Here is a 20,762-nt window from a genome sequence, read left to right as displayed (position 1 = left end):
GGCTGCGATGTACGAATCTCCCAGTTGGTTGCATGAGTTGTGGATCGCTCGCGAAGCCTTGTGGCAAGGCTTTCTGACCAGCGTGCAGGTGTCGGCGCTGGCGATTCTGTTCGGCACGTTTATCGGCGTATTCGCCGGGCTGGTGCTGACCTACGGCAAGTTCTGGATGCGCGCGCCGTTCCGCTTTTATGTCGATCTGATTCGCGGCACGCCGGTGTTCGTGCTGGTGCTGGCGTGCTTCTACATGGCACCGGCGCTCGGTTGGCAGATCAGTGCGTTTCAGGCGGGTGCCTTGGGGCTGACGCTGTTTTGCGGCTCCCACGTTGCCGAGATCGTGCGCGGTGCGTTGCAGGCGTTGCCACGCGGGCAGATGGAAGCCGGCAAGGCCATCGGCCTGACGTTCTATCAGTCCCTTGGTTACGTCCTGTTGCCTCAGGCACTGCGGCAGATCCTGCCGACCTGGGTCAATTCGTCCACCGAAATCGTCAAGGCCTCGACCTTGCTGTCGGTGATCGGCGTGGCCGAGCTGTTGCTCAGCACCCAGCAGATCATCGCCCGGACGTTCATGACCCTGGAGTTTTACCTGTTCGCCGGTTTTCTGTTCTTCGTCATCAACTACGGCATCGAATTACTCGGCCGGCACATTGAAAAGCGGGTGGCCCTGCCATGACTCAAGCTCAAGTTTCCAACGTCCAGAACGCTCAGCCGCTGCTGGACATCCGTGGCCTGCACAAACAATACGGCGCGGTCGAAGTGCTCAAGGGCGTCGACCTGAGCATGCAGCGCGGCAACGTGGTGACGCTGATCGGCTCCAGCGGCTCGGGCAAGACCACGCTGCTGCGCTGCGTGAACATGCTGGAGGAATTCCAGGGCGGGCAGATCCTGCTCGATGGCGAATCCATCGGCTATGACGAACTCAACGGCAAGCGCGTGCGCCACCCGGAAAAAGTCATTGCCCGTCATCGTGCGATGACCGGCATGGCGTTCCAGCAATTCAACCTGTTCCCGCACCTCACCGCGTTGCAGAACGTCACGCTCGGCTTGCTGAAAGTCAAAAAGATGCACAAGGACGAAGCCGTGGTCCTGGCCGAGAAATGGCTGGAGCGAGTCGGCCTGCTGGAGCGGCGCAATCACTTTCCCGGCCAGTTGTCCGGCGGTCAGCAGCAGCGCGTGGCGATTGCCCGGGCGATTGCGATGAACCCGAGCCTGATGCTGTTCGACGAAGTCACCTCGGCCCTCGACCCGGAACTGGTCGGCGAAGTGCTGAACGTGATCAAGGGCCTGGCCGAGGACGGCATGACCATGTTGCTGGTGACCCACGAAATGCGTTTTGCGTTCGAGGTCTCGGACAAGATCGTTTTCATGAATCAGGGGCGCATCGAAGAGCAGGGGCCTCCCAAGGAACTGTTCGAGCGTCCTCAATCGCCGCGGCTGGCGGAATTTCTCAAAAGCACGCGGTTCTGACTTTTCACTTTTTCAATCAGGAGAAACACCCATGAGCATTACTCGTTACGGCACCGGCAGCACCGCCGCTGGCGGCCAGCCACGTCCATTCGCCCGCGCTGTTGAGGCCGATGGCTGGCTGCACGTTTCCGGGCAGGTGCCGGCGGTGGATGGCGAGATCATTGTGGGCGGCATCGTCGAGCAGACGCACCAGACCATGAAGAACCTGATCGCGATTCTCGAAGAGGCCGGTTATGGCCTGGAAGACGTGGTACGCGCCGGCGTGTGGCTGGACGATCCGCGGGATTTCAGCAGTTTCAACAAGGTCTTCGGCGAGTACTTCAAGCCCGAACACGCACCGGCCCGGGCCTGTGTGCAGGCGAGCATGATGGTCGACTGCAAGGTCGAGATCGACTGCATTGCGTACAAGAAGAAGGCTTGAGTGATGTGGCGTCGCTGAGGCCATAGCCCCCTCACCCTGGCCCTCTCCCCCAGGAGAGGGGACTGATCTCTATCGATGCAGATTGTTGTGCCAGACGATGGCATTTGCATCGATACGGTCAGGCTCCCTCTCCCTCCGGGCGGTCCGACGTTTCGGGAGGGCGGGGGGTGAGGGCTGCGATCCAACTGACACAACGCCAAGGGCCAGTTACCATCCCCGGCATCTTTTATGGGAACAACAGAAATGACCGAAGACACCATCAAGCGCCGGGCACGCGGTCTGGACCGGGCGTTCGATATCCTCGATTTCCTCAAGGAAATCGGCCAGCCACTGCGCCCGAACGACATCGCTAACGGCATCGGCAGCCCGAAATCCACGGTCTACGAGCTAGTGGCGTCATTGCTCGAGCGGCGGATTCTGGAGCCGGTGGGCAAGGACGGTCACGTCTATCTCGGTCGTCAGCTGTACTTCCTTGGCCAGGCGCACTTGCGCCATTTCGACCTCAGTCGCGAGGCCGATCACGCGTTGCAGGAGATTGTCAGCCAGACCCGGGAAACGGCGCAGATGTGCCTGCTCAACGGGCGCAAATACACGGTGGCGCTGATGAAGGAGGGCGAGCGGCATTTCCGCATTTCTTCCGATATCGGTGAAAACGCGCCGATCCCGTGGACCGCGTCCGGGCGCCTGCTGCTGGCGCACTTGAGCGATCAGCAGATCAGTGACCTGATCGACCCAGACGATTTCATTCTGCCGGGTGGCGAACGCCTGCCGATGGAGACGTTTCTGGCGGAAATCCGTCAGGCCGGCATCGACGGTTTCTTCTCCTTCGACAGTGTCGCCGACACCTTTACCCATTGCTTCGCCGCCCCGGTCAAAGACCCTCAAGGCGTGGCCATCTGCACCCTGTGCATCGTCGCCCCGCGCGCCGATGCCAAGACTAATTACAACGACTATCGCCGGGTCTTGATCGAGAGTGCCAACAGCCTCGCCCGGCGAATCAACGAATAACCGCGCCTGCCTGCGGGCGCGACTGTGAGGAGTTCGACCATGACGACTGCCAACAACACTGCTGCCGTGGAAAAGGGCGATGCCGCCGTCGGCGCGCAACTGGTGCGTGACATCAGCCTGCCGGCGCTGGTGCTGCACCGCGAAGCGCTGGAACACAACATCCGCTGGATGCAGAAATTCGTCAGCGACAGCGGCGCCGAACTCGCGCCCCACGGCAAGACCAGCATGACCCCGGCGCTGTTTCGTCGTCAGCTCGACGCCGGCGCTTGGGGCATCACCCTGGCCAGCGCCACCCAGACCCGCGCTGCATACGCCCACGGCGTACGTCGGGTGCTGATGGCCAACCAACTGGTCGGCACACCGAACATGGCGCTGATCGCCGATCTGCTGGCGGCCGATTCCGGCTTCGATTTCTATTGCATGGTCGATCACCCGGACAACGTCGCCGATCTGGGCGCTTATTTCGCATCGCGCGGCGTGCGGCTTAACGTGATGATCGAATACGGCGTGGTCGGCGGCCGTTGCGGTTGCCGCAGCGAGCAGGAAGTCATCGAACTGGCCAAGGCCATCGGCGCGCAACCAGCGCTGGCCCTGACCGGCATCGAAGGTTACGAAGGCGTGATCCATGGCGATCACGCCGTCAGCGGCATCCGTGAATTCGCGGCCTCGCTGGTGCGCCTGGCGGTGCAGTTGCAGGACAGCGGCGCGTTCGCCATCGCCAAGCCGATCATCACCGCGTCGGGTTCGGCGTGGTACGACCTGATCGCCGAATCATTCGAAGCGCAGAACGCTGGCGGGCGTTTCCTCAGCGTGCTGCGTCCCGGCAGTTATGTCGCTCACGACCATGGCATCTATAAAGAGGCGCAGTGCTGCGTGCTCGACCGTCGTAGCGACCTGCACGAAGGCCTGCGCCCGGCGCTGGAAGTCTGGGCGCACGTGCAGTCGCTGCCGGAGCCGGGGTTTGCGGTGATTGCCCTGGGCAAGCGTGACGTGGCGTTCGATGCCGGGATGCCGGTGCCGTTGCTGCGTTACAAGGCCGGCGTGCTGCCGGCAGTGGGCGACGATGTCGGCGCCTGCAAGGTGACGGCGGTGATGGACCAGCACGCGTTCATGACCGTGGCGCCCGGCGTGGAATTGCGCGTCGGCGACATCATTTCCTTTGGCACTTCGCACCCATGCCTGACCTTCGACAAGTGGCGCGTGGGGCTGCTGGTGGACGAGCAGCTGTCGGTGATCGAAACCATGGAAACCTGCTTCTGATGAACTCGCTCAGTGCATTGGGTCCGAACACCCCGCGCATCGCCCTGATCGGCGAATGCATGATCGAACTCCAGCAACGTGCCGATGGCAGCCTGCAACAGAGCTTTGGCGGTGACACGCTGAACACGGCGGTCTATCTGTCCCGCGCCATGGGCGACAACGCGCAGGTCGATTACGTCACGGCGCTGGGTGATGACAGCTTCAGTGACGCGATGTGCCGCATTTGGGCCGACGAAGGCATTGGTCTGGATATGGTCCAGCGTTTACCCGGTCGTCTGCCGGGTCTGTATTGCATCCAGACCGACGCCGCCGGCGAACGTCGTTTTCTGTACTGGCGCAACGAAGCCGCCGTTCGCGACTGCTTCACCACGCCGGCGGCCGCGCCGATTCTGGCGGCGCTGCCGGATTACGACGTGCTGTATTTCAGCGGTATCACGCTGGCGGTACTCGGTGCGCAGGGGCGGGAAAAACTGATCGAGACCTTGATCGAAGCCCGTCAGCGTGACGCGCGAATCGTCTTCGACAACAACTACCGCCCACGCCTGTGGGCTTCGGTGGAAGAGGCGCGGGCGGCGTATCGCAGCGTGTTGCCCCATGTCGATCTGGCGTTGCTGACGGTGGACGACGAACAGGCGCTGTTCCATTTCGAAGACTGTGACGCGGTGTTTGAAGCGTACGCGCAGATCGGCACGCCGGAAGTGGTGCTCAAGCGTGGCGCTGAAGCCTGTCTGATCCGTTGCGACGGGGAAGCGTTCGAAGTCCCGGCGCAGAAGGTCGAGAAGGTGGTGGACACCACGGCAGCGGGGGATTCGTTCAGTGCGGCGTATCTAGCGAGTCGCTTGTCCGGCGCAAGCCCTGTGCAGGCGGCGGAGGCGGGGCATCGCTTGGCCAGTCAGGTCATTCAAGTGCCTGGGGCGTTGATCCCCAGGGATTGATGCCGATCCCTGAAGGCGCTGCCGAAAGCCGCGCCTTCGGGCACTGGATCAGTCGCGGTAAAACACCTGTACCAGGTGATACCCGAACTTGCTCTTGATCGGCCCGTGCACGGTGCGCAGCGGTTTTTTGAAAATCACCGCATCGATCGCACCGACCATCTGCCCCGGCCGCACTTCACCCAGATCGCCGCCGCGCTTGCCGGATGGACAAGTCGAAAATTTCTTCGCCAGCACATCGAACGCCTCACCGTTGGCGATGCGTTGTTTGAGTTTTTCAGCCTCTTCGGCGGTTTTCACCAGAATGTGGCGGGCTTGGGCTTTCATCGTGCAATACCTGTAGCGGGGTGACGGCGGGGCGCGGATTATGCCTCAAGTCACGGGTTTTGGCTGATCATCGTTCGGATCTTGCCGGCCAGCTGTTCGATGGAAAACGGTTTGGCGACCATGTCCATACCGTCCTCAAGAAAGCCCTGACGCTCGGCGGCTTTCTGCGCGTACCCGGTCATGAACAACACTTTGAGTCCCGGACGATGCTGCCGGGCGATCTCCGCCATTTGCCGGCCGTTCATGCCCGGCAGGCCGACATCGGTTACCAGCAGGTCCACCCGCAGATCCGATTCGAGCAACGGCAGGGCGCCCTTGGCGTCTTCGGCCTCATGGGCGCGATAACCCAGCTCCTTGAGCAGGTCCATGACCAGCATGCGCACCGCCGGATCGTCCTCGACCACCACCACGGTTTCGCCGGTGGCGACAGCGGGGGCCTCGGCAACCGCTTCGATTGCCGGCAGCTCCGCTTCCAGTGCATACAAGCGTGGCAAGTACAGACGCACGCAGGTGCCCTGACCCGGCAGGCTGTCGAGGCTGACGTGCCCACCCGATTGCTGGGCAAAGCCATAAATCATCGACAAGCCGAGCCCGGTGCCTTGCCCGATGGGTTTGGTCGTAAAGAACGGATCGAACGCTTTGGAACGTACTGAAGGCGTCATGCCGGTGCCGTTGTCGCTCACCGCCAGCATCAGGTAATCACCGGCCTTGACCGGTTCGAGGGTAGTGATGTCGTTGCCGTCGAGGTAGACGTTGGCCGTTTCGATCAACAGCTCGCCGCCGTCGGGCATGGCGTCGCGGGCGTTGATCACCAGGTTGAGCAGGGCGTTTTCCAGTTGGCTGACATCCGTACTGACGGACCATACGTTGTCGGCCAGGCGCAACTTGAGTTCGATCGGATCACCCTTGGTACGGCGGATCAGGTCTTCCAGCGAGTGGATCAGCTCGTTGACGTCGAGGGTCTTGCGATCCAGCGACTGACGCCGGGAGAACGCCAGCAGACGGTGGGTCAGTGCCGCCGCGCGGTTGGCCGAGGACACCGCCGCGTCAGTGAAACGGCCGATCTCATCGGCGCGGCCATTGGCGATGTAGCGCTGCATCAGGTCGAGGCTGCCGATGATGCCAGTCAGCATGTTGTTGAAGTCATGGGCGATGCCGCCGGTGAGCTGGCCGACCGCTTCCATTTTCTGCGCGTGGCGCAAGGCATCTTCGGCGCGCTCGCGTTCGAACATTTCGTTCTGCAAGCGCTGGTTGGCCTGGGCCAGTTGTTCGGTGCGCGCACTGACGCGTTCCTCAAGAGTTTCATTGAGGTTGCGCAGGGCTTCTTCGGTCTTTTTTCGTTCGGTTTCGTCGATCACGAAGATGTAGAAACCGTTCACTGCTCCATCCGCACCGTGGCGCGGCAGGTAGTTCATCAAGGCGTGCCGCTGACTGCCATCACGGTGCGGCGTGTACAGGCTGAACGAGCAGGGCCGACCGGCGAGTGCTTCGGCGATGTACGGCGCCCGCAGGAAATAGGCCTCTTCGCCGATCACCTCACGGATCGTGCGACCGTACAGCTCTTGCGGCGTGAGCCCGTACCAGTCGAGGTACGCGGCGTTGTTCAGGCGAAAGCGTTCTTCGTGGTCGACATAGCTGATCAGGATCGGCATGGCGTTGATGATCAGTTGCAGCTCGGTCTGGCTTTGCCGCAGTGCCTGTTCGGTGTGCTTGCGTTCGGTCAGGTCCAGCGCCGCGCCGAGAAAACGTATCGGCCGGCCGTGATGATCCTTGTAGCAGCGCCCGCGGGCGAACACCCAGCGCAGCTCGCCATTGGCTTGCAGCAGGCGGTATTCCTCGGCGTATTCGGTGCCGTGGGTAATGCAATGCTTGATACTGCGGGCGATCATAGCGCGGTCTTCGGGGTGCACGCCGTGCAGGTACTCGCTGATCGGCAACTGACCGGCCAGGGCCGGATCGACACCGTGCAACTGGGCGAAATGCGCATCGGCGATGAAGCGGTCTTCGCCAATGTCCCAATCCCAGGTGCCGACCGCATCGGTGGCCGCCAGCGCCAGTTGCAGGCGCTCTTCGCTTTCGCGCTGGGCCTTGAGACTGTCTTCGGAGCGCTGCTGCAGTTCCAGGGCGATGCGCCGGCGTTCGTTGGTTTCGATGGCGGTGACCAGAATCCCGGCCACTTGCGCGCTTTCGTCGCGGATCGGGCTGTAGGTCAGGTCCAGCCAGAAGTCGGAGTCCTGGCCGTCACGTTGCAGGGTAAAGCGCCGTTCGCTGTAGGTTCGCACCTGGCCTTGTAGGACGGCGCTGTAAATCGGGTCGGTAAAGTCTCTAAGTTCCGGCCATATCTGGTGCGCCGGTTGTCCGAAAGCGTGCGGATGCTTGCTCCCGGCGAGCAGTGCAAAGCCGTTGTTATAGATCTGGGTGAGTTGCGGGCCCCACAACAGCAGCATCGGCATCGGCGAGTGAATCACGATGTCCACCGCGGTGCGCAGGCTCTGTGGCCAGGTGCCAGCGGCGCCCAGCGGGCTGCGGCTCCAGTCGGTGCGGGCAATCAATGCCTGGGCGTCGTTGGTGTTCGGTACAGCGTTCATCACATCAATCCTGGGCGTCGGTCGGTGAGGCGGCGTCTACTATCCTAGTGCGGTAGACGCTGTAAGGCACGTCGCGTCACGGCGCGGTCTTGTGTTCATTGAAAGCTTCGCAGGTGCTTTTGGCCATGGAAATCGACGCACTGCTCAAACAACTGGCGAGCCGTCACGGTTCGGATCTGTTCCTGTCCACGGGCGCACCGCCCAGTGCGCGGTTCGACGGGGTGCTGACGCCCTTGAGCGAGCAACCCTTCAAACCCGGCGAAGTGGCAACTGTCGCCGCCTCCCTGATGGACGCCGAGCAGCGCCGGGAGTTCGACCGGGATCTGGAAATGAACCTGGCGATTTCCCGCACCGGGATCGGCCGCTTCCGGGTCAATATTTTCAAACAACGCAATGACGTGTCGATCGTTATTCGTAACGTCAAACTCGACATTCCGCGATTCGAAGACCTCAAATTGCCAGCGGTATTGCTGGAAACGGTGATGCTCAAACAGGGGCTGATCCTGTTTGTCGGTGCTACGGACTCGGGCAAGTCGACCTCGCTGGCGGCATTGATCGATCATCGCAATCGCCACAGCAGCGGGCACATCATCACCATTGAAGACCCGGTGGAATACATCCATCGCCACAAAAAATCAATCATCAACCAGCGCGAAGTCGGGGTCGATACCCGAAGCTTTCACGCTGCGCTGAAAAATACTCTGCGCCAGGCGCCGGACGTGGTGCTGATCGGCGAAATCCGTGATCGCGAGACCATGGAACATGCGCTGGCCTTCGCCGAAACCGGGCATCTGGTGCTGTCGACATTGCACGCCAACAACGCCAATCAGGCGCTGGACCGGATCATCAATTTCTTTCCCGAAGAGCGTCGCCCGCAATTGCTGCATGCCTTGGGCAATCACCTCAAGGCGTTCGTCTCCCAGCGTCTGGTGCGAACCCGGGACGGTCAGCGACGGGCCGCCGCCGAGGTGATGCTGGGCACGCCGACGATTGCCGACCTGATCCGGCGCAATGATTTTGGTGAGCTGAAAACCATCATGGAAAAATCGGCGGAACTGGGCATGCAGACCTTTGACGGTGCACTGTTCGCGCTGGTAGCAGAAGGGGTGATCGATGAAGACGAGGCCCTGAAAAATGCTGATTCGGTGAATAACCTGCGCCTGCGTCTGAAGCTGCACGCCGACACCATGCCGTCCCCACCGCCCTCGACCGGCGAGTGGGGACTGATGGACTGACAGGCGTCAGTCGCGAAGTTCGACCCGATCGCGAAACTGCTCGAGCGCTTGCGGATTGGCGAGGGCATCGGTGTTTTTCACCGGATCACCGTGCACCACATTGCGCACGGCCAGCTCCACCACCTTGCCGCTGATGGTGCGCGGAATGTCGGTGACTGCGACGATTTTCGCCGGTACATGGCGCGGCGTGGTGTTGGCGCGGATCACCTGGCGGATCTGCTGTTGCAGCGCCTCATCCAGCGTTAGGCCGTCCTTGAGGCGTACGAACAGCACCACCCGCACGTCATCCTGCCACTGTTGGCCGATGGCGACGCTGTCCAGCACTTGCGGGACTTTTTCCACCTGCCGGTAGATCTCCGCCGTGCCGATGCGCACGCCGCCGGGGTTGAGGACAGCGTCGGAGCGGCCGTGAATCAGCATCCCGCCGTGGGGCAGTTGTTCGGCATAGTCACCCTGGGCCCAGACGCCGGGGAACTGGCTGAAATAGGATTTGCGCAGCTTTTCGCCATCGGGATCGTTCCAGAGTCCGATGGGCATCGCCGGGAATGGTCGAGTGCATACCAATTCACCTTTTTCGCCGATCACCGGTTGCCCGGCGTCATTCCACACTTCCACCGCCATGGCCAGGCTCTTGCCCATGATCTCGCCCCGGCGAACCGCCGACATCGGGTTACCGTTGACGAAGCAGGACACGATGTCCGTACCACCGGACATCGAGGACAGGCACACGTCCGGTTTGAAGTCGCGATAAACGAAGTCATAACTCTGCGGCGACAGCGCGGAGCCGGTGCAAAGCAGGGTTTTCAGGTGGCTCAGGTCGTAGCTTTCGCGCGGCTTGATGCCGCTGCTTTCCAGGGTCGCGAGGAATTTCGGGCTGGTGCCGAACACGCTGACCTGCTCGTCGTCGAGCAGCTCCAGCAATCGCTCGTTGTCCGGATAAAACGGTGAGCCGTCATACAGCACCACCGCGCTGCCGACCGCCAGTGCCGAGACCAGCCAGTTCCACATCATCCAGCCGCAGGTGGTGTAGTAGAACAGACGGTCGCCGGGGCCCAGGTCGACATGCAGCCCGTGCTCCTTGGCGTGTTGCAGCAACACGCCGCCGGTGCTGTGAACAATGCACTTCGGTACGCCGGTGGTGCCGCTGGAATACAGCACGTACAGCGGATGATCGAACGGCACCGGGACGAACTGCGGCTCATCGCCCGGTTCATAGAAGTCGTCCCACAGCGTGACGTTGGCGGGTGTCCGGTAATCCGTGGCATGGGCCTGAGGTCGCGCGTAGGGCACGATGATCAACTGGTGCAAGGTCGGCAGTTGTTCGAGGATTTCATTGATCTTGACGGTCTGGTCGATCTCTTTGCCGGCATAGCGGTAACCGGCGCAGGTGATCAGCACTTTCGGTTCGATCTGGCCAAAGCGGTCGATCACGCCGTGGGTGCCGAAGTCCGGCGATGAGCACGACCAGATTGCGCCGAGACTGGTGGTCGCGAGCATCGCCACCAGGGTTTGCCAGGTGTTGGGCATGCAGGCGGCAACCCGGTCGCCGACCACGACGCCGGCCGCTTGCAGGCTGGCCTGAAAACCGGCGACTTGCTGGGCCAGTTCGGCCCAGGTCAGCAGCTCACGCTGGCCGTTTTCCCCGATAGCGATCACGGCGATGGCATCGTCGCGTCGGCTCAACAGGTGTTCGGCGAAATTCAACGTGGCGCCGGGAAACCATTCGGCACCCGGCATTTTCAGGCCTCCACGCAGAACGGCGTCCGGTTGGGTGTGAAAACTGATGCCGAAGAAATCCACGATCGCCTGCCAGAACGCTTCGCGCTGGTCGATGGACCATTGATGCAGGGCCGGGTAATCGTCGAGGTGCAGGTGATGGCGTTGATTGATGAAGTGCCGAAAGCCGTCCATGCGGGACCGGGCAATGCGTTTGGCATCGGGCTGCCAGAGAATGTCGGACATGGGTTGCCTCTTATTGTTTGTCAGAAGGCTCCCACGACAGCGTGGGAGCGATCAATTGCAAGCTTATTGCGCGAGCCACCCGCCATCGATATTCCACGCGGCGCCACGCACTTGGCTGCCGGCCTCGCTGCACAGAAACAACACCAGCTCACCCAGATGTGCCGGGGTGACGAACTCCAGCGACGGCTGTTTCTGGGTCAGCAGATCGTGCTGCGCCTGCTGCGGGTCGACACCCTTGGCTGCGCGATCGTCGATCTGTTTCTGCACCAGCGGCGTCAGCACCCAGCCCGGGCAGATCGCGTTGCAGGTCACGTTGCTGGCGGCGGTTTCCAGGCCGACCACCTTGGTCAGGCCGATCACGCCATGCTTGGCCGCCACATACGCAGCTTTACCGGTGGAGCCGACCAGGCCGTGCACCGAGGCGATGTTGACGATCCGCCCCCATCCCTTGGCGCGCATGCCCGGCAGGCTCAGGCGAGTGCTGTGAAACACCGACGACAGGTTGATCGCGATGATCGAATCCCAGCGCTCCACCGGAAATTCTTCCACCGCCGCAACGTGCTGGATGCCGGCGTTGTTAACCAGAATGTCCACGCCGCCGAACTCGCGCTCGGCGTAGGCGATCATGTCGGCGATCTGCGCCGGATCGCTGACGTCTGCCGGGTGATGGCCGACCTTGCCGCCGAACTGCTCGACTTCGGCGATCACCTTGGAGGCGTCGCCAAAACCGTTGAGGATCAAGTTGGCGCCGGCCTTGGCCAGCGTCAGGGCGATGCCCAGCCCGATGCCGCTGGTGGAACCGGTAACCAGTGCGGTCTTGCCAGAAAGAGTCGTCATCAATACCTCACACAATGCCAGTGGCGTAGAAAGTGCCGATCACCACGAAAACCGCCAGGGTCTTGATCAGCGTAATACAGAAAATGTCCTTGTAGGCCTCACGGTGGGTGAGACCAGTGACGGCGAGCAGGGTGATCACGGCGCCGTTGTGCGGCAGGGTGTCCATGCCGCCGCTGGCCATCGCGGCCACCCGGTGCAGCACTTCCAGCGGAATGTTGGCGGCGTGAGCGGCGCTGATGAATTGCTCCGACATCGCTGCCAGCGCGATGCTCATGCCGCCTGAAGCAGAACCGGTGATACCGGCCAGCAGGGTCACGGTAATCGCTTCGTTGACCAGCGGATTGGGAATGCTCTTGAGCCAGTCGGCCAGCACCAGGAAACCCGGCAACGAGGCGATGACCGCACCGAAACCGTATTCCGACGCAGTGTTCATCGCCGCCAGCAGCGCACCGCTGACTGCGCTTTTGCTGCCTTCGGCGAGCTTGCTTTTGATCGCTTTAAAACCGAATGCCAGCACCATCAGAATGCCGACCAACAGGGCTGCCTGCACCGCCCAGATCGCCGTGAGTTTGGCGATCTCGGTAGTGACCGGCGCGGCCATTCCCGGCAGCGCGAGGCTGTGGGTCTTGCCGTACCACTGCGGAATCCATTGGGTGAACAGCAGGTTCATGATGCCCACCGCCAGCAGCGGCGACAGGGCAATCCACGGGTTCGGCAGCTTAAGGTCTTCGGCGGTTTCCGGTTCGTTGCGCAGTTCGGTGCCGTAGCCTTCACCGGCACGCTGCGCCTTGTTGCGTTGGCGCTGCAGGAACAGCATGCCGGCGCAGAACACGAAAATCGTGCCGATCACACCCAGCCATGGCGCTGCCCACGCCGTGGTGTTGAAAAAGGTGCTGGGGATGATGTTCTGGATCTGCGGCGTGCCGGGCAGGGCGTCCATGGTGAACGAAAACGCGCCGAGGGCGATGGTCGCCGGAATCAGGCGCTTGGGGATGTTGCTCTGGCGGAACATTTCCGCTGCGAACGGGTAGACCGCGAACACCACCACGAAAAGCGAAACGCCGCCGTAGGTGAGCAGGGCGCAGACCAGCACGATCACCAGCATCGCCTGGCGGGTGCCGAGCAGACGAATCGCTGCCGCGACGATCGAGCGGGAGAAACCCGACAGTTCGATCAGCTTGCCGAACACGGCGCCGAGCAGGAATACGGGAAAGTAGAGTTTGATGAAACCGACCATCTTCTCCATGAACACCCCGGTGAAAGCAGGGGCGACGGCAGACGGGTCGGTGAGCAGGACGGCGCCGAGGGCGGCGATCGGGGCAAAAAGGATAACGCTGTAGCCACGGTAGGCCGCGAGCATCAGCAGCGCGAGGGCTGCCAAGGCGATGATCACACTCATGGTGTGCTCCTTCGATTGTTATTTTTGTGGGTGGAACGGGTGTGGGGAGGGCTATAGCGAGATCTGTGCCAGATGGTTAAGTTTTTGAAATAAAAAGGAATTAGTTTGATTTTTGGTGATGGCTTTCGAGGATTTATCTCTGTTTGGAGACTTCTATGACTGAGTGGACGCTTTCGCGGGCAAGCCCGCTCCCACAGTTGAACGCATTCCCCTGTGGGAGCGGGCTTGTCCGCGATGCTTTGGATGTTGTCTTGATTTGGAGAATTGTGTCTCCTTATTGAGACTCTGCGATCCCCAGCGCAATCATTTTCTTGTAAAGCGTCGACCGCCCAAGCCCCAGCCGCTCAGCCGCTTCAATCACCTTGCCCCCGCATTGCGCGAGGGTCGATTGAATGAACTGTCGGTCAAACCGCTCGCGGGCCTGACTGAAAGTCTCGTTGGTTGCCGGCTCTGACAGAGGCGTCAGCGTTCGCTCAACCGGAGTAAACGTGCCAATCGCCGCCCGAATGTCATCCGCCGTCAGCATCAAGTCATCACTGAGCAGCGCCGCCCGCTCCAGCACATTGCGCAGCTCGCGGATATTCCCCGGCCAGGCATGCTGACCCAACAGCTCCAGCGCTTCACGGTTCAACTCGTGCTGACTGCGCAACTCCTCAAGAATCGCCTCACTGAGCGCCGGCAGATCATCCAGCCGCTCCCTCAGCGGCGGCACCTGAATCGGAAGCACGTTGAGCCGGTAATACAAATCCGCGCGGAACTCGCCGCGCTTGATTGCCGCTTCCAGATCCGTCGAGGTTGCGGCAATCACCCGAACATCGCTCTGGATCACGTCGTTGGAGCCTACAGGCTCGAATTCCTTTTCCTGCAACACCCGCAGCAATTTGCTTTGCAGCGGCAGTGGCATGTCGCCGATCTCGTCGAGAAACAGCGTCCCGCCCTGGGCAATCTGCAACTTGCCGGTGCGGCCCTTGCGATCGGCGCCGGTGAAAGCGCCCGGCGCGGTGCCGAAGAACTCGGCTTCAAGCAACGCCTCGGGAATCGCCGCGCTATTGATACTGACAAACGCCTTGTGCGCCCGAGGTGAAGCGCCGTGGATCGCCTGGGCCAGCAATTCCTTGCCGCTGCCGGTTTCGCCCAGCAACAGAACCGGCGACTCGGCACTGGCGCTGCGACGGGCACGGCGCTTGACCTCGAGGCTGGCAGCGCTGGTGCCGATGAAGTGGGCGAAGTTGTATTTGGTCTGGCGGGCACGCAGCAGCGAGCGGGTCGAGGCCAGCTCTTCCTGCATGCTCAGGTAGCGCTTGAGCATCGGTGACAGCGTGCGCAGTTCGTCGAACAGGGCAAAACCGATGGCGCCGATCACCGCGCCGGCGTCGTCATGAATCGGCAGGCGCATCACCACCAGCGGTTCTTTCGGGGTGTCCTGCATGTCCAGCAGAATCGGCCGCCCGGTGCGCACCACTTCGCGCAGCAGGCTGCCGGGGATCACGCTTTCGCAAGGCTTGCCGATGGCCCCGGCGGCGGAGTCGAGCCCGAAGCGCCGGGCATAGCGCTCGTTCATCCAGACGATGTTCGCGTCGCGGTCGACAATCACCGTGCCTTCACTGGATTGCTCGATGATCTCGAACAACGAACGGATCGCCAGCGTGCGAACCCGTTGGTAATCCTTGAGGCTTTCGGTGGTGTTCATGGCGGCGTCCATTGGCGGAAGTCAGGTGGCGCGATTATGCCTATCCCGGATGCGCCGCCGCCAACAGCTCTTTGGTATAGGGATGCTGCGGTGAGTCGAACACGTCATGGCTGGCGCCGCTTTCGACCACCTTGCCGTCCTTGATCACGATCATGTCGTGGGCCAACGCCCGCACCACGGCCAGATCGTGGCTGATGAACAGATACGTCAGGCCATGTTTTTCCTGAAGCTGGCGGAGCAGGGCGACCACCTGTTTCTGCACGGTGCGATCCAGTGCCGAGGTCGGTTCGTCGAGCAGGATCAGCGCGGGTTTGAGTACCAATGCCCGGGCGATGGCAATGCGCTGACGCTGGCCACCGGAGAACTCATGGGGATAGCGATGACGGCTTTCGGGATCGAGCCCTACTTCCTTGAGCACGCGGATCACCTGATCGTCGCACTCCTCGGCGGTGGACTGGCAATGCACCTCCAGCCCTTCGCTGATGATCTGCGCCACCGACATGCGCGGGCTGAGGCTCCCGAACGGATCCTGGAACACCACCTGCATCTGCCGGCGCCACGGCCGCATCTGTTTCTGGTCGAGGCCGTCGAGGGCCGTGCCCTGGAAGCGGATGCTGCCCTTGGAGTCGAGCAGCCGTAGAATCGCCTGGCCGAGGGTCGACTTGCCCGAACCGGACTCGCCGACAATGCCCAGCGTCTTGCCGCGCTGGATGTTCAGGCTGATGCCATCCACCGCGCGCAGGTATTGCTTGCGCTGGAACAGCCCGCCGCCGACCGTGAAATCAACCCGCAGGTCATCGACTTCGAGCACGTTTTCGCGTTCGTCCCGCGGGAGCGCTTCGCCTTCCGGTTCGGCGTTGAGCAACACGCAGCTGTAAGGGTGTTTCGGTTCGGTGAACAGGGTTTCGCACGGTGCCTGCTCGACGATTTCCCCGGCCTTCATCACGCACACCCGTTGGGCGATGCTGCGCACCAGATTGAGGTCATGGCTGATCAGCAGCAGCGACATGCCCAGGCGCCGTTGCAGGGACTTGAGCAGCAACAGGATCTTGCGCTGTACGGTCACGTCGAGGGCGGTGGTCGGCTCGTCGGCGATCAGTAATTCAGGTTCGCAGGCCAGGGCCATCGCGATCATCACCCGCTGGCGTTGACCGCCGGAAAGTTGATGCGGATAAGCCTTCAGCCGTTCTTTCGGTTTCTGGATGCCCACCAGTTCGAGCAGTTCGAGGATCCGCGCCTGAGCTTCCTTGCCACCGAGGCCACGGTGCAGCAACAGGGTTTCGCCGATCTGCTTTTCAATCGTGTGCAGCGGATTGAGCGAGGTCATCGGCTCCTGGAAAATCATGGCGATGCGGTTACCCCGCAGGTCGCGCAGGGTCTTGGGATCGGCGCCGACCAGTTCCTGCCCACGATAGCGGATGCTGCCGGTGGTCCGGGCATCGCATTCGGGGAGCAGTTGCAGGATCGAGTGGGCCGTCACCGATTTGCCCGAGCCCGATTCGCCGACCAGTGCCAGGCACTCGCCGGGGCGGATGTCCAGGCACAGGTTGCGCACTACGGTCTGGCCATGGAAGGCAACGCTGAGGTCACGGATTTCGATCAGGTTGTCAGTCATATCAAATATCCGTTCATGAGCGCGGGTCAAAGGCATCGCGCAGCGCTTCGCCGATGAATACCAACAGGGAAAGAATCAGCGCCAGGGTGAAAAACGCGGTCAACCCGAGCCACGGCGCTTGCAGGTTCTGCTTGCCCTGACTGATCAGCTCGCCCAGTGACGCGCTGCCGGCGGGCATGCCGAAGCCGAGGAAATCCAGCGCGGTCAGGGTCGAAATCGCCCCGGTCAGAATAAAGGGCAGATAGCTCAGGGTTGCGTTCATCGCGTTGGGCAGGATGTGCCGGACAATCACCTTGCGATCGCTCAAGCCCAAGGCTCGGGCAGCCTTGACGTACTCGAGATTACGACCGCGCAGAAACTCGGCGCGTACCACGTCCACCAGCGCCAGCCAGGAGAACAGCGCCATGATCCCCAGCAGCCACCAGAAGTTCGGCTCGACGAATCCCGAAAGAATGATCAGCAGGTAAAGCACCGGCAGTCCTGACCAGACCTCCAGCAATCGCTGGCCGAGCAGATCGACCCAGCCGCCGTAATAGCCCTGCAGGGCGCCGGCCGCGATGCCGATCAGGGCGCTGACGAAGGTCAGCATCAGGGCGAACAGGATCGACACCCGCGCGCCGAAGATCACCCGAGCCAGTACGTCACGCGCCTGATCGTCGGTGCCCAGCCAGTTGACCGAAGTCGGCGGGCTCGGTGCCGGTTTGTTGAGGTCGTAGTTCGGGGTGTCGTCACTGAATGGAATCGGCGGAAACAATAGCCAGCCACCGTCCTTGCGGATCAGCTTCTGCACGTAGTCGCTGCGGTAGTCGGCCTGGAACGGCAGTTGTCCGCCGAACTCCTGTTCGGTGTGTCGCTTGAATACCGGGAAGTACCATTGGCCCTGATAACTGACGACCAATGGCTTGTCGTTGGCTATCAGTTCGCCGCCGAGGCTAAGCAGAAACAGGCCGATAAACAGCCACAGCGACCACCAGCCCCGGCGGTTTTTCTTGAAGCGTTCGAAGCGGCGACGGCCCAGAGGCGAGAGCTTGAACATCAGGCGTTCCTCGCGGCGAAGTCGATGCGCGGGTCGACCAGCGTGTAGCACAGGTCGCCGATCAGTTTTATCAGCAGGCCGAACAGGGTGAAGATGAACAGCGAGCCAAACACCACCGGATAGTCACGGGACACGGCTGCTTCGTAACTCATGCGCCCGAGGCCGTCGAGCGAGAAGATCACTTCGATCAGCAACGAACCGGCAAAGAACACGCTGATGAACGCCTGGGGAATGCCCGACACCACCAGCAGCATCGCGTTGCGGAACACATGCCCGTACAGCACCCGGTTTTCGCTCAGGCCTTTGGCGCGAGCGGTGACCACGTATTGGCGGGTGATCTCATTGAGGAAGGAGTTCTTGGTGAGGATGGTCAGGGTGGCGAAGCCGCCGATCACCAGCGCCGTGACCGGCAATACCAGATGCCAGAAGTAGTCGGTGATCTTGCCCAGCGTCGACAGGGATTCGAAGTTATCGGACACCAGACCGCGCACCGGAAACCAGTTCAGCGAGGTGCCACCGGCGAACACCACGATCAGGAACATCGCGAACAGGAATGCCGGCATGGCGTAGCCGATGATGATTGCCGTGCTGCTCCAGATATCGAAATGACTGCCGTGGTGCACGGCTTTGCGGATACCCAGCGGGATCGACACCAGATAAGTGATCAGCGTCGCCCACAGGCCGAGGGAAATGGTCACCGGCATTTTCTGCAGGATCAGGTCGGTGACCGTGGCGCCGCGGAAGAAGCTCTTGCCGAAATCCAGCTGCGCGTAGTTCTTGAGCATCAGCCACAGGCGTTCATGGGCGGGTTTGTCGAAGCCGTACTGTTTTTCGATGTCCTTGATCAGCTGCGGATCGAGGCCGCGACTGGCGCGGGACGTGCCGCTCATGGTCTCGCTCGCACCGCCGCCGACACTGGCGCCGCCGATGCCTTGCAGGTGGGCGATGGCCTGTTCGACCGGACCACCCGGCGCGGCCTGGATGATCACAAAATTCACCAGCAGAATGATCACCAGCGTTGGAATGATCAGCAGCAGGCGTCGCAGTATGTAAGCCCACATCAGTGCGGCCCTCCGGGTCTGCCACGGCTGATTTTCTCGGCCGTCATCTGCTGGTTGGTCAGCGGCGTGCTGCTGATTTCCCACCAGCTCTCGATCGCTTCGTCATTGCTCGCCTGCACGGTGGGAATGCCGAAGCGGTTCCACCACACGGTCGACGTGCCCGGCGGGTAATAGTTGGGAATCCAGTAGTAGTTCCATTGCAGCACCCGGTCCAGCGCATGGGCATAACGCAGCATGTCGGCCTGGGTCGAGGCGCGGATCAGGCCGTTGATCAAGGTGTCGACCGCCGGGTTCTTCAGCACCATGTAATTGTTGGCGCCGGGATCGTTGGCCGATGCCGAACCGAAGTAGTTCAACAGTTCGCCGCCGGGGGAGGTGGTGACCGGGTAACCGGTGACGATCATGTCGTAGTCGCGGCTCATCAGGCGATTGACGTACTGCGAGGAGTCGATGCGACGGATGTCGAGGTTGATGCCGATCTGTTTCAGCGTGCGCTTGTAAGGCAGCAGCAGACGGTCCATCCCGTTCTGGCTGACCAGAAAAGTAAAGCTCAACGGCTCGCCGCGGTCGTTGACCAACTGGTCGCCATCGGGTTTCCAGCCGGCCTGTTCCAGTAGCTCCAGCGCTTGCAGTTGTTTGTCGCGAATAATGCCGCTGCCATCGGTCTTCGGTGCTTCGAAGACCTGAGTGAACACTTCGTCGGGAATCTGTCCGCGCAAGGGTTCGAGAATCTTCAGTTCGGCGGCATCCGGCAACTGGCGGGCGGCCAGATCAGTATTGGAAAAGTAACTCTGCTGGCGGATGTACATGTTGCGCATCATCTGCCGGTTGCTCCATTCGAAATCCCAGAGCATGGCCAGTGCCTGACGAACGCGACGATCCTGGAATATCGGCTTTTGCAGGTTGAACACGAAGCCCTGTGCCGACTGCGGTGCTTCGGTGGCAAGATGAGCCTTTTGCAGACGACCGTCGCTCAGGGCCGGGCTCTCGTAGCCGATGGAGTAGCCGGTGGCGGAGAACTCACGGTTGTAGTCGTAGGCGCCGCCGCGCAGGACCTGGCGGGCGACGTCGGTGTCGCCGAAGTACTCGATGCTGAAGTGATCGAAGTTGTACAGGCCACGGCTGACCGGCAGGTCCTTGCCCCACCAGTCGGGATTGCGTTCAAAGGTGATGCTGCGCCCGGAGTCGACCTTGCCTACCCGATACGGGCCGCTGCCCAGCGGCGGTTCATAGCCGCCACCGCCGGCGAAATCACGGGTCTTCCACCAATGCTCGGGAAATACCGGCAGGGTCGCGATGTCCAGGGGCAGGGTGCGGTTTTCGTTGCTCTTGAAATCGAAACGTACGGTGAGCGGGGCTTCGACTTCGACGCCTTTGACGTCGGCGAACTGGGTGCGATAACGCAGGCTGCCCTGGGTCATCAGCAAATCATAGGTGTAGCGCACGTCTTCGGCGGTAATCGGCTTGCCATCGGCGAAGCGGGCCTTGGGATTGATAAAGAAGCGCAACGACAGGCCGTCATCCGAGCGTTCCATTTTCTGCGCCACGAGGCCGTATACGGTGTAGGGCTCGTCGAGCGAGCGCTGGGCCAACGGGGAATACAGCAGGCCGTCGATCTGGCTGACGCCGATGCCTTTGTCGATGTACGGCAGGACATGGTCGAAGTGGCCGATCTCGATGGCCGAGCGGCGCATCGTCCCGCCCTTGGGCGCCCGGACGTTGGTGTAATCGAAGTGACTGAAACCGGGCGGGTATTTTGCCGGTTCGCCATAGACGGTCATCGCATGCTGCGGTGCGGCGTCCACACCGGTGATCCCGAGCAGCAGGGTCACGGCAGTGAACATCAAAGTCGGGAAAGCCAGTCGCATTGTCAGCCTTAAAGCCGGGTAATCGATAAGCGCAATTTGTACGCGAGCGGCGCGCCGTT

Annotated in this window: 17 protein-coding genes; 7 read left to right on the top strand and 10 right to left on the bottom strand. The window is 61.7% G+C overall.

Annotation, left to right across the window (positions count from 1 at the left end; genetic code table 11):
- Positions 1 to 7: 7 nt before the first annotated feature.
- The 6 genes from EIY71_RS02175 to EIY71_RS02150 all read left to right on the top strand — a co-directional run bounded on the left by EIY71_RS02175 (position 8) and on the right by EIY71_RS02150 (position 5,088).
- A complete protein-coding gene (locus tag EIY71_RS02175) occupies positions 8 to 670 on the top strand; it encodes an amino acid ABC transporter permease (protein WP_102686074.1) in 663 nt (220 codons plus the stop codon).
- Positions 667 to 1,464: an amino acid ABC transporter ATP-binding protein gene (locus EIY71_RS02170; protein WP_134020291.1), complete on the top strand. Its 798-nt coding sequence runs from the start codon at positions 667 to 669 to the stop codon at positions 1,462 to 1,464. The genes EIY71_RS02175 and EIY71_RS02170 overlap by 4 nt, the downstream gene beginning before the upstream one ends.
- Positions 1,465 to 1,495: 31 nt before the next feature.
- Positions 1,496 to 1,885, top strand: coding sequence for a RidA family protein (locus tag EIY71_RS02165; protein ID WP_007912330.1), 390 nt, complete (start codon positions 1,496 to 1,498; stop codon positions 1,883 to 1,885).
- Positions 1,886 to 2,128: 243 nt separating this feature from the next.
- Positions 2,129 to 2,893, top strand: a complete 765-nt coding sequence (locus tag EIY71_RS02160; protein WP_085745508.1) for an IclR family transcriptional regulator — start codon at positions 2,129 to 2,131, stop codon at positions 2,891 to 2,893.
- Positions 2,894 to 2,932: 39 nt separating this feature from the next.
- Positions 2,933 to 4,153 (top strand): amino acid deaminase, encoded by a 1,221-nt coding sequence (locus tag EIY71_RS02155; RefSeq protein WP_102718114.1) that lies wholly within the window; start codon positions 2,933 to 2,935, stop codon positions 4,151 to 4,153.
- The gene (locus EIY71_RS02150; RefSeq protein ID WP_134020288.1) at positions 4,153 to 5,088 is read left to right on the top strand and encodes a sugar kinase; all 936 of its coding nucleotides are present in this window, start codon (positions 4,153 to 4,155) and stop codon (positions 5,086 to 5,088) included. The genes EIY71_RS02155 and EIY71_RS02150 overlap by 1 nt, the downstream gene beginning before the upstream one ends.
- Positions 5,089 to 5,136: 48 nt before the next feature.
- Here EIY71_RS02150 and EIY71_RS02145 read toward each other — a convergent pair whose 3' ends face one another.
- Positions 5,137 to 5,412 carry a peptidylprolyl isomerase gene (locus tag EIY71_RS02145; protein ID WP_007952044.1) on the bottom strand — a complete coding sequence of 92 codons (276 nt, stop codon included), beginning with the start codon at positions 5,410 to 5,412 and terminating at the stop codon, positions 5,137 to 5,139.
- Between the two features lie 50 nt (positions 5,413 to 5,462).
- Positions 5,463 to 8,000, bottom strand: coding sequence for a PAS domain-containing sensor histidine kinase (locus tag EIY71_RS02140; protein ID WP_134020285.1), 2,538 nt, complete (start codon positions 7,998 to 8,000; stop codon positions 5,463 to 5,465).
- 125 nt (positions 8,001 to 8,125) lie between these two features.
- Between EIY71_RS02140 and EIY71_RS02135 the strand changes: the two genes are divergently transcribed.
- Positions 8,126 to 9,235 carry a PilT/PilU family type 4a pilus ATPase gene (locus EIY71_RS02135; RefSeq protein ID WP_134020282.1) on the top strand — a complete coding sequence of 370 codons (1,110 nt, stop codon included), beginning with the start codon at positions 8,126 to 8,128 and terminating at the stop codon, positions 9,233 to 9,235.
- A 6-nt stretch (positions 9,236 to 9,241) separates the two neighbouring features.
- On the opposite strand, the gene EIY71_RS02130 is transcribed toward EIY71_RS02135, so the two are convergent.
- The 8 genes from EIY71_RS02130 to EIY71_RS02095 all read right to left on the bottom strand — a co-directional run bounded on the left by EIY71_RS02130 (position 9,242) and on the right by EIY71_RS02095 (position 20,703).
- Positions 9,242 to 11,197: an acetoacetate--CoA ligase gene (locus EIY71_RS02130; protein ID WP_134020279.1), complete on the bottom strand. Its 1,956-nt coding sequence runs from the start codon at positions 11,195 to 11,197 to the stop codon at positions 9,242 to 9,244.
- 63 nt (positions 11,198 to 11,260) lie between these two features.
- Entirely contained in the window at positions 11,261 to 12,034 is a 774-nt protein-coding gene (hbdH, locus tag EIY71_RS02125) for a 3-hydroxybutyrate dehydrogenase (protein ID WP_134020276.1), read from the bottom strand.
- 7 nt (positions 12,035 to 12,041) lie between these two features.
- Complete coding sequence (locus EIY71_RS02120; RefSeq protein ID WP_007952055.1) at positions 12,042 to 13,433, bottom strand: GntP family permease; 1,392 nt, start codon at positions 13,431 to 13,433, stop codon at positions 12,042 to 12,044.
- Positions 13,434 to 13,707: 274 nt separating this feature from the next.
- Entirely contained in the window at positions 13,708 to 15,123 is a 1,416-nt protein-coding gene (locus EIY71_RS02115) for a sigma-54-dependent Fis family transcriptional regulator (protein ID WP_134020273.1), read from the bottom strand.
- 40 nt (positions 15,124 to 15,163) lie between these two features.
- Entirely contained in the window at positions 15,164 to 16,738 is a 1,575-nt protein-coding gene (locus EIY71_RS02110; RefSeq protein ID WP_134020270.1) for an ABC transporter ATP-binding protein, read from the bottom strand.
- Between the two features lie 13 nt (positions 16,739 to 16,751).
- The gene (locus tag EIY71_RS02105) at positions 16,752 to 17,774 is read right to left on the bottom strand and encodes an ABC transporter permease (protein ID WP_085745516.1); all 1,023 of its coding nucleotides are present in this window, start codon (positions 17,772 to 17,774) and stop codon (positions 16,752 to 16,754) included.
- Positions 17,774 to 18,835, bottom strand: a complete 1,062-nt coding sequence (locus EIY71_RS02100; protein WP_007952064.1) for a microcin C ABC transporter permease YejB — start codon at positions 18,833 to 18,835, stop codon at positions 17,774 to 17,776. The genes EIY71_RS02105 and EIY71_RS02100 overlap by 1 nt, the downstream gene beginning before the upstream one ends.
- The gene (locus tag EIY71_RS02095) at positions 18,835 to 20,703 is read right to left on the bottom strand and encodes an extracellular solute-binding protein (protein WP_085745517.1); all 1,869 of its coding nucleotides are present in this window, start codon (positions 20,701 to 20,703) and stop codon (positions 18,835 to 18,837) included. The genes EIY71_RS02100 and EIY71_RS02095 overlap by 1 nt, the downstream gene beginning before the upstream one ends.
- Positions 20,704 to 20,762 lie beyond the last annotated feature (59 nt).

This window comes from Pseudomonas sp. CH235, from assembly GCF_004368175.1.
Taxonomy (GTDB): domain Bacteria; phylum Pseudomonadota; class Gammaproteobacteria; order Pseudomonadales; family Pseudomonadaceae; genus Aquipseudomonas; species Aquipseudomonas paraglycinae.
Note: the sequence above shows the minus strand (reverse complement) of the source record. Positions and strands in the feature narration are given on the sequence as shown.

Coding starts and splice junctions, on each gene's coding strand:
- EIY71_RS02175 (WP_102686074.1), top strand. CDS start 8: ATGTACGAATCTCCCAGTTGGTTGCATGAGTTGTGGATCGCTCGCGAA.
- EIY71_RS02170 (WP_134020291.1), top strand. CDS start 667: ATGACTCAAGCTCAAGTTTCCAACGTCCAGAACGCTCAGCCGCTGCTG.
- EIY71_RS02165 (WP_007912330.1), top strand. CDS start 1,496: ATGAGCATTACTCGTTACGGCACCGGCAGCACCGCCGCTGGCGGCCAG.
- EIY71_RS02160 (WP_085745508.1), top strand. CDS start 2,129: ATGACCGAAGACACCATCAAGCGCCGGGCACGCGGTCTGGACCGGGCG.
- EIY71_RS02155 (WP_102718114.1), top strand. CDS start 2,933: ATGACGACTGCCAACAACACTGCTGCCGTGGAAAAGGGCGATGCCGCC.
- EIY71_RS02150 (WP_134020288.1), top strand. CDS start 4,153: ATGAACTCGCTCAGTGCATTGGGTCCGAACACCCCGCGCATCGCCCTG.
- EIY71_RS02145 (WP_007952044.1), bottom strand. CDS start 5,412: ATGAAAGCCCAAGCCCGCCACATTCTGGTGAAAACCGCCGAAGAGGCT.
- EIY71_RS02140 (WP_134020285.1), bottom strand. CDS start 8,000: ATGAACGCTGTACCGAACACCAACGACGCCCAGGCATTGATTGCCCGC.
- EIY71_RS02135 (WP_134020282.1), top strand. CDS start 8,126: ATGGAAATCGACGCACTGCTCAAACAACTGGCGAGCCGTCACGGTTCG.
- EIY71_RS02130 (WP_134020279.1), bottom strand. CDS start 11,197: ATGTCCGACATTCTCTGGCAGCCCGATGCCAAACGCATTGCCCGGTCC.
- hbdH (WP_134020276.1), bottom strand. CDS start 12,034: ATGACGACTCTTTCTGGCAAGACCGCACTGGTTACCGGTTCCACCAGC.
- EIY71_RS02120 (WP_007952055.1), bottom strand. CDS start 13,433: ATGAGTGTGATCATCGCCTTGGCAGCCCTCGCGCTGCTGATGCTCGCG.
- EIY71_RS02115 (WP_134020273.1), bottom strand. CDS start 15,123: ATGAACACCACCGAAAGCCTCAAGGATTACCAACGGGTTCGCACGCTG.
- EIY71_RS02110 (WP_134020270.1), bottom strand. CDS start 16,738: ATGACTGACAACCTGATCGAAATCCGTGACCTCAGCGTTGCCTTCCAT.
- EIY71_RS02105 (WP_085745516.1), bottom strand. CDS start 17,774: ATGTTCAAGCTCTCGCCTCTGGGCCGTCGCCGCTTCGAACGCTTCAAG.
- EIY71_RS02100 (WP_007952064.1), bottom strand. CDS start 18,835: ATGTGGGCTTACATACTGCGACGCCTGCTGCTGATCATTCCAACGCTG.
- EIY71_RS02095 (WP_085745517.1), bottom strand. CDS start 20,703: ATGCGACTGGCTTTCCCGACTTTGATGTTCACTGCCGTGACCCTGCTG.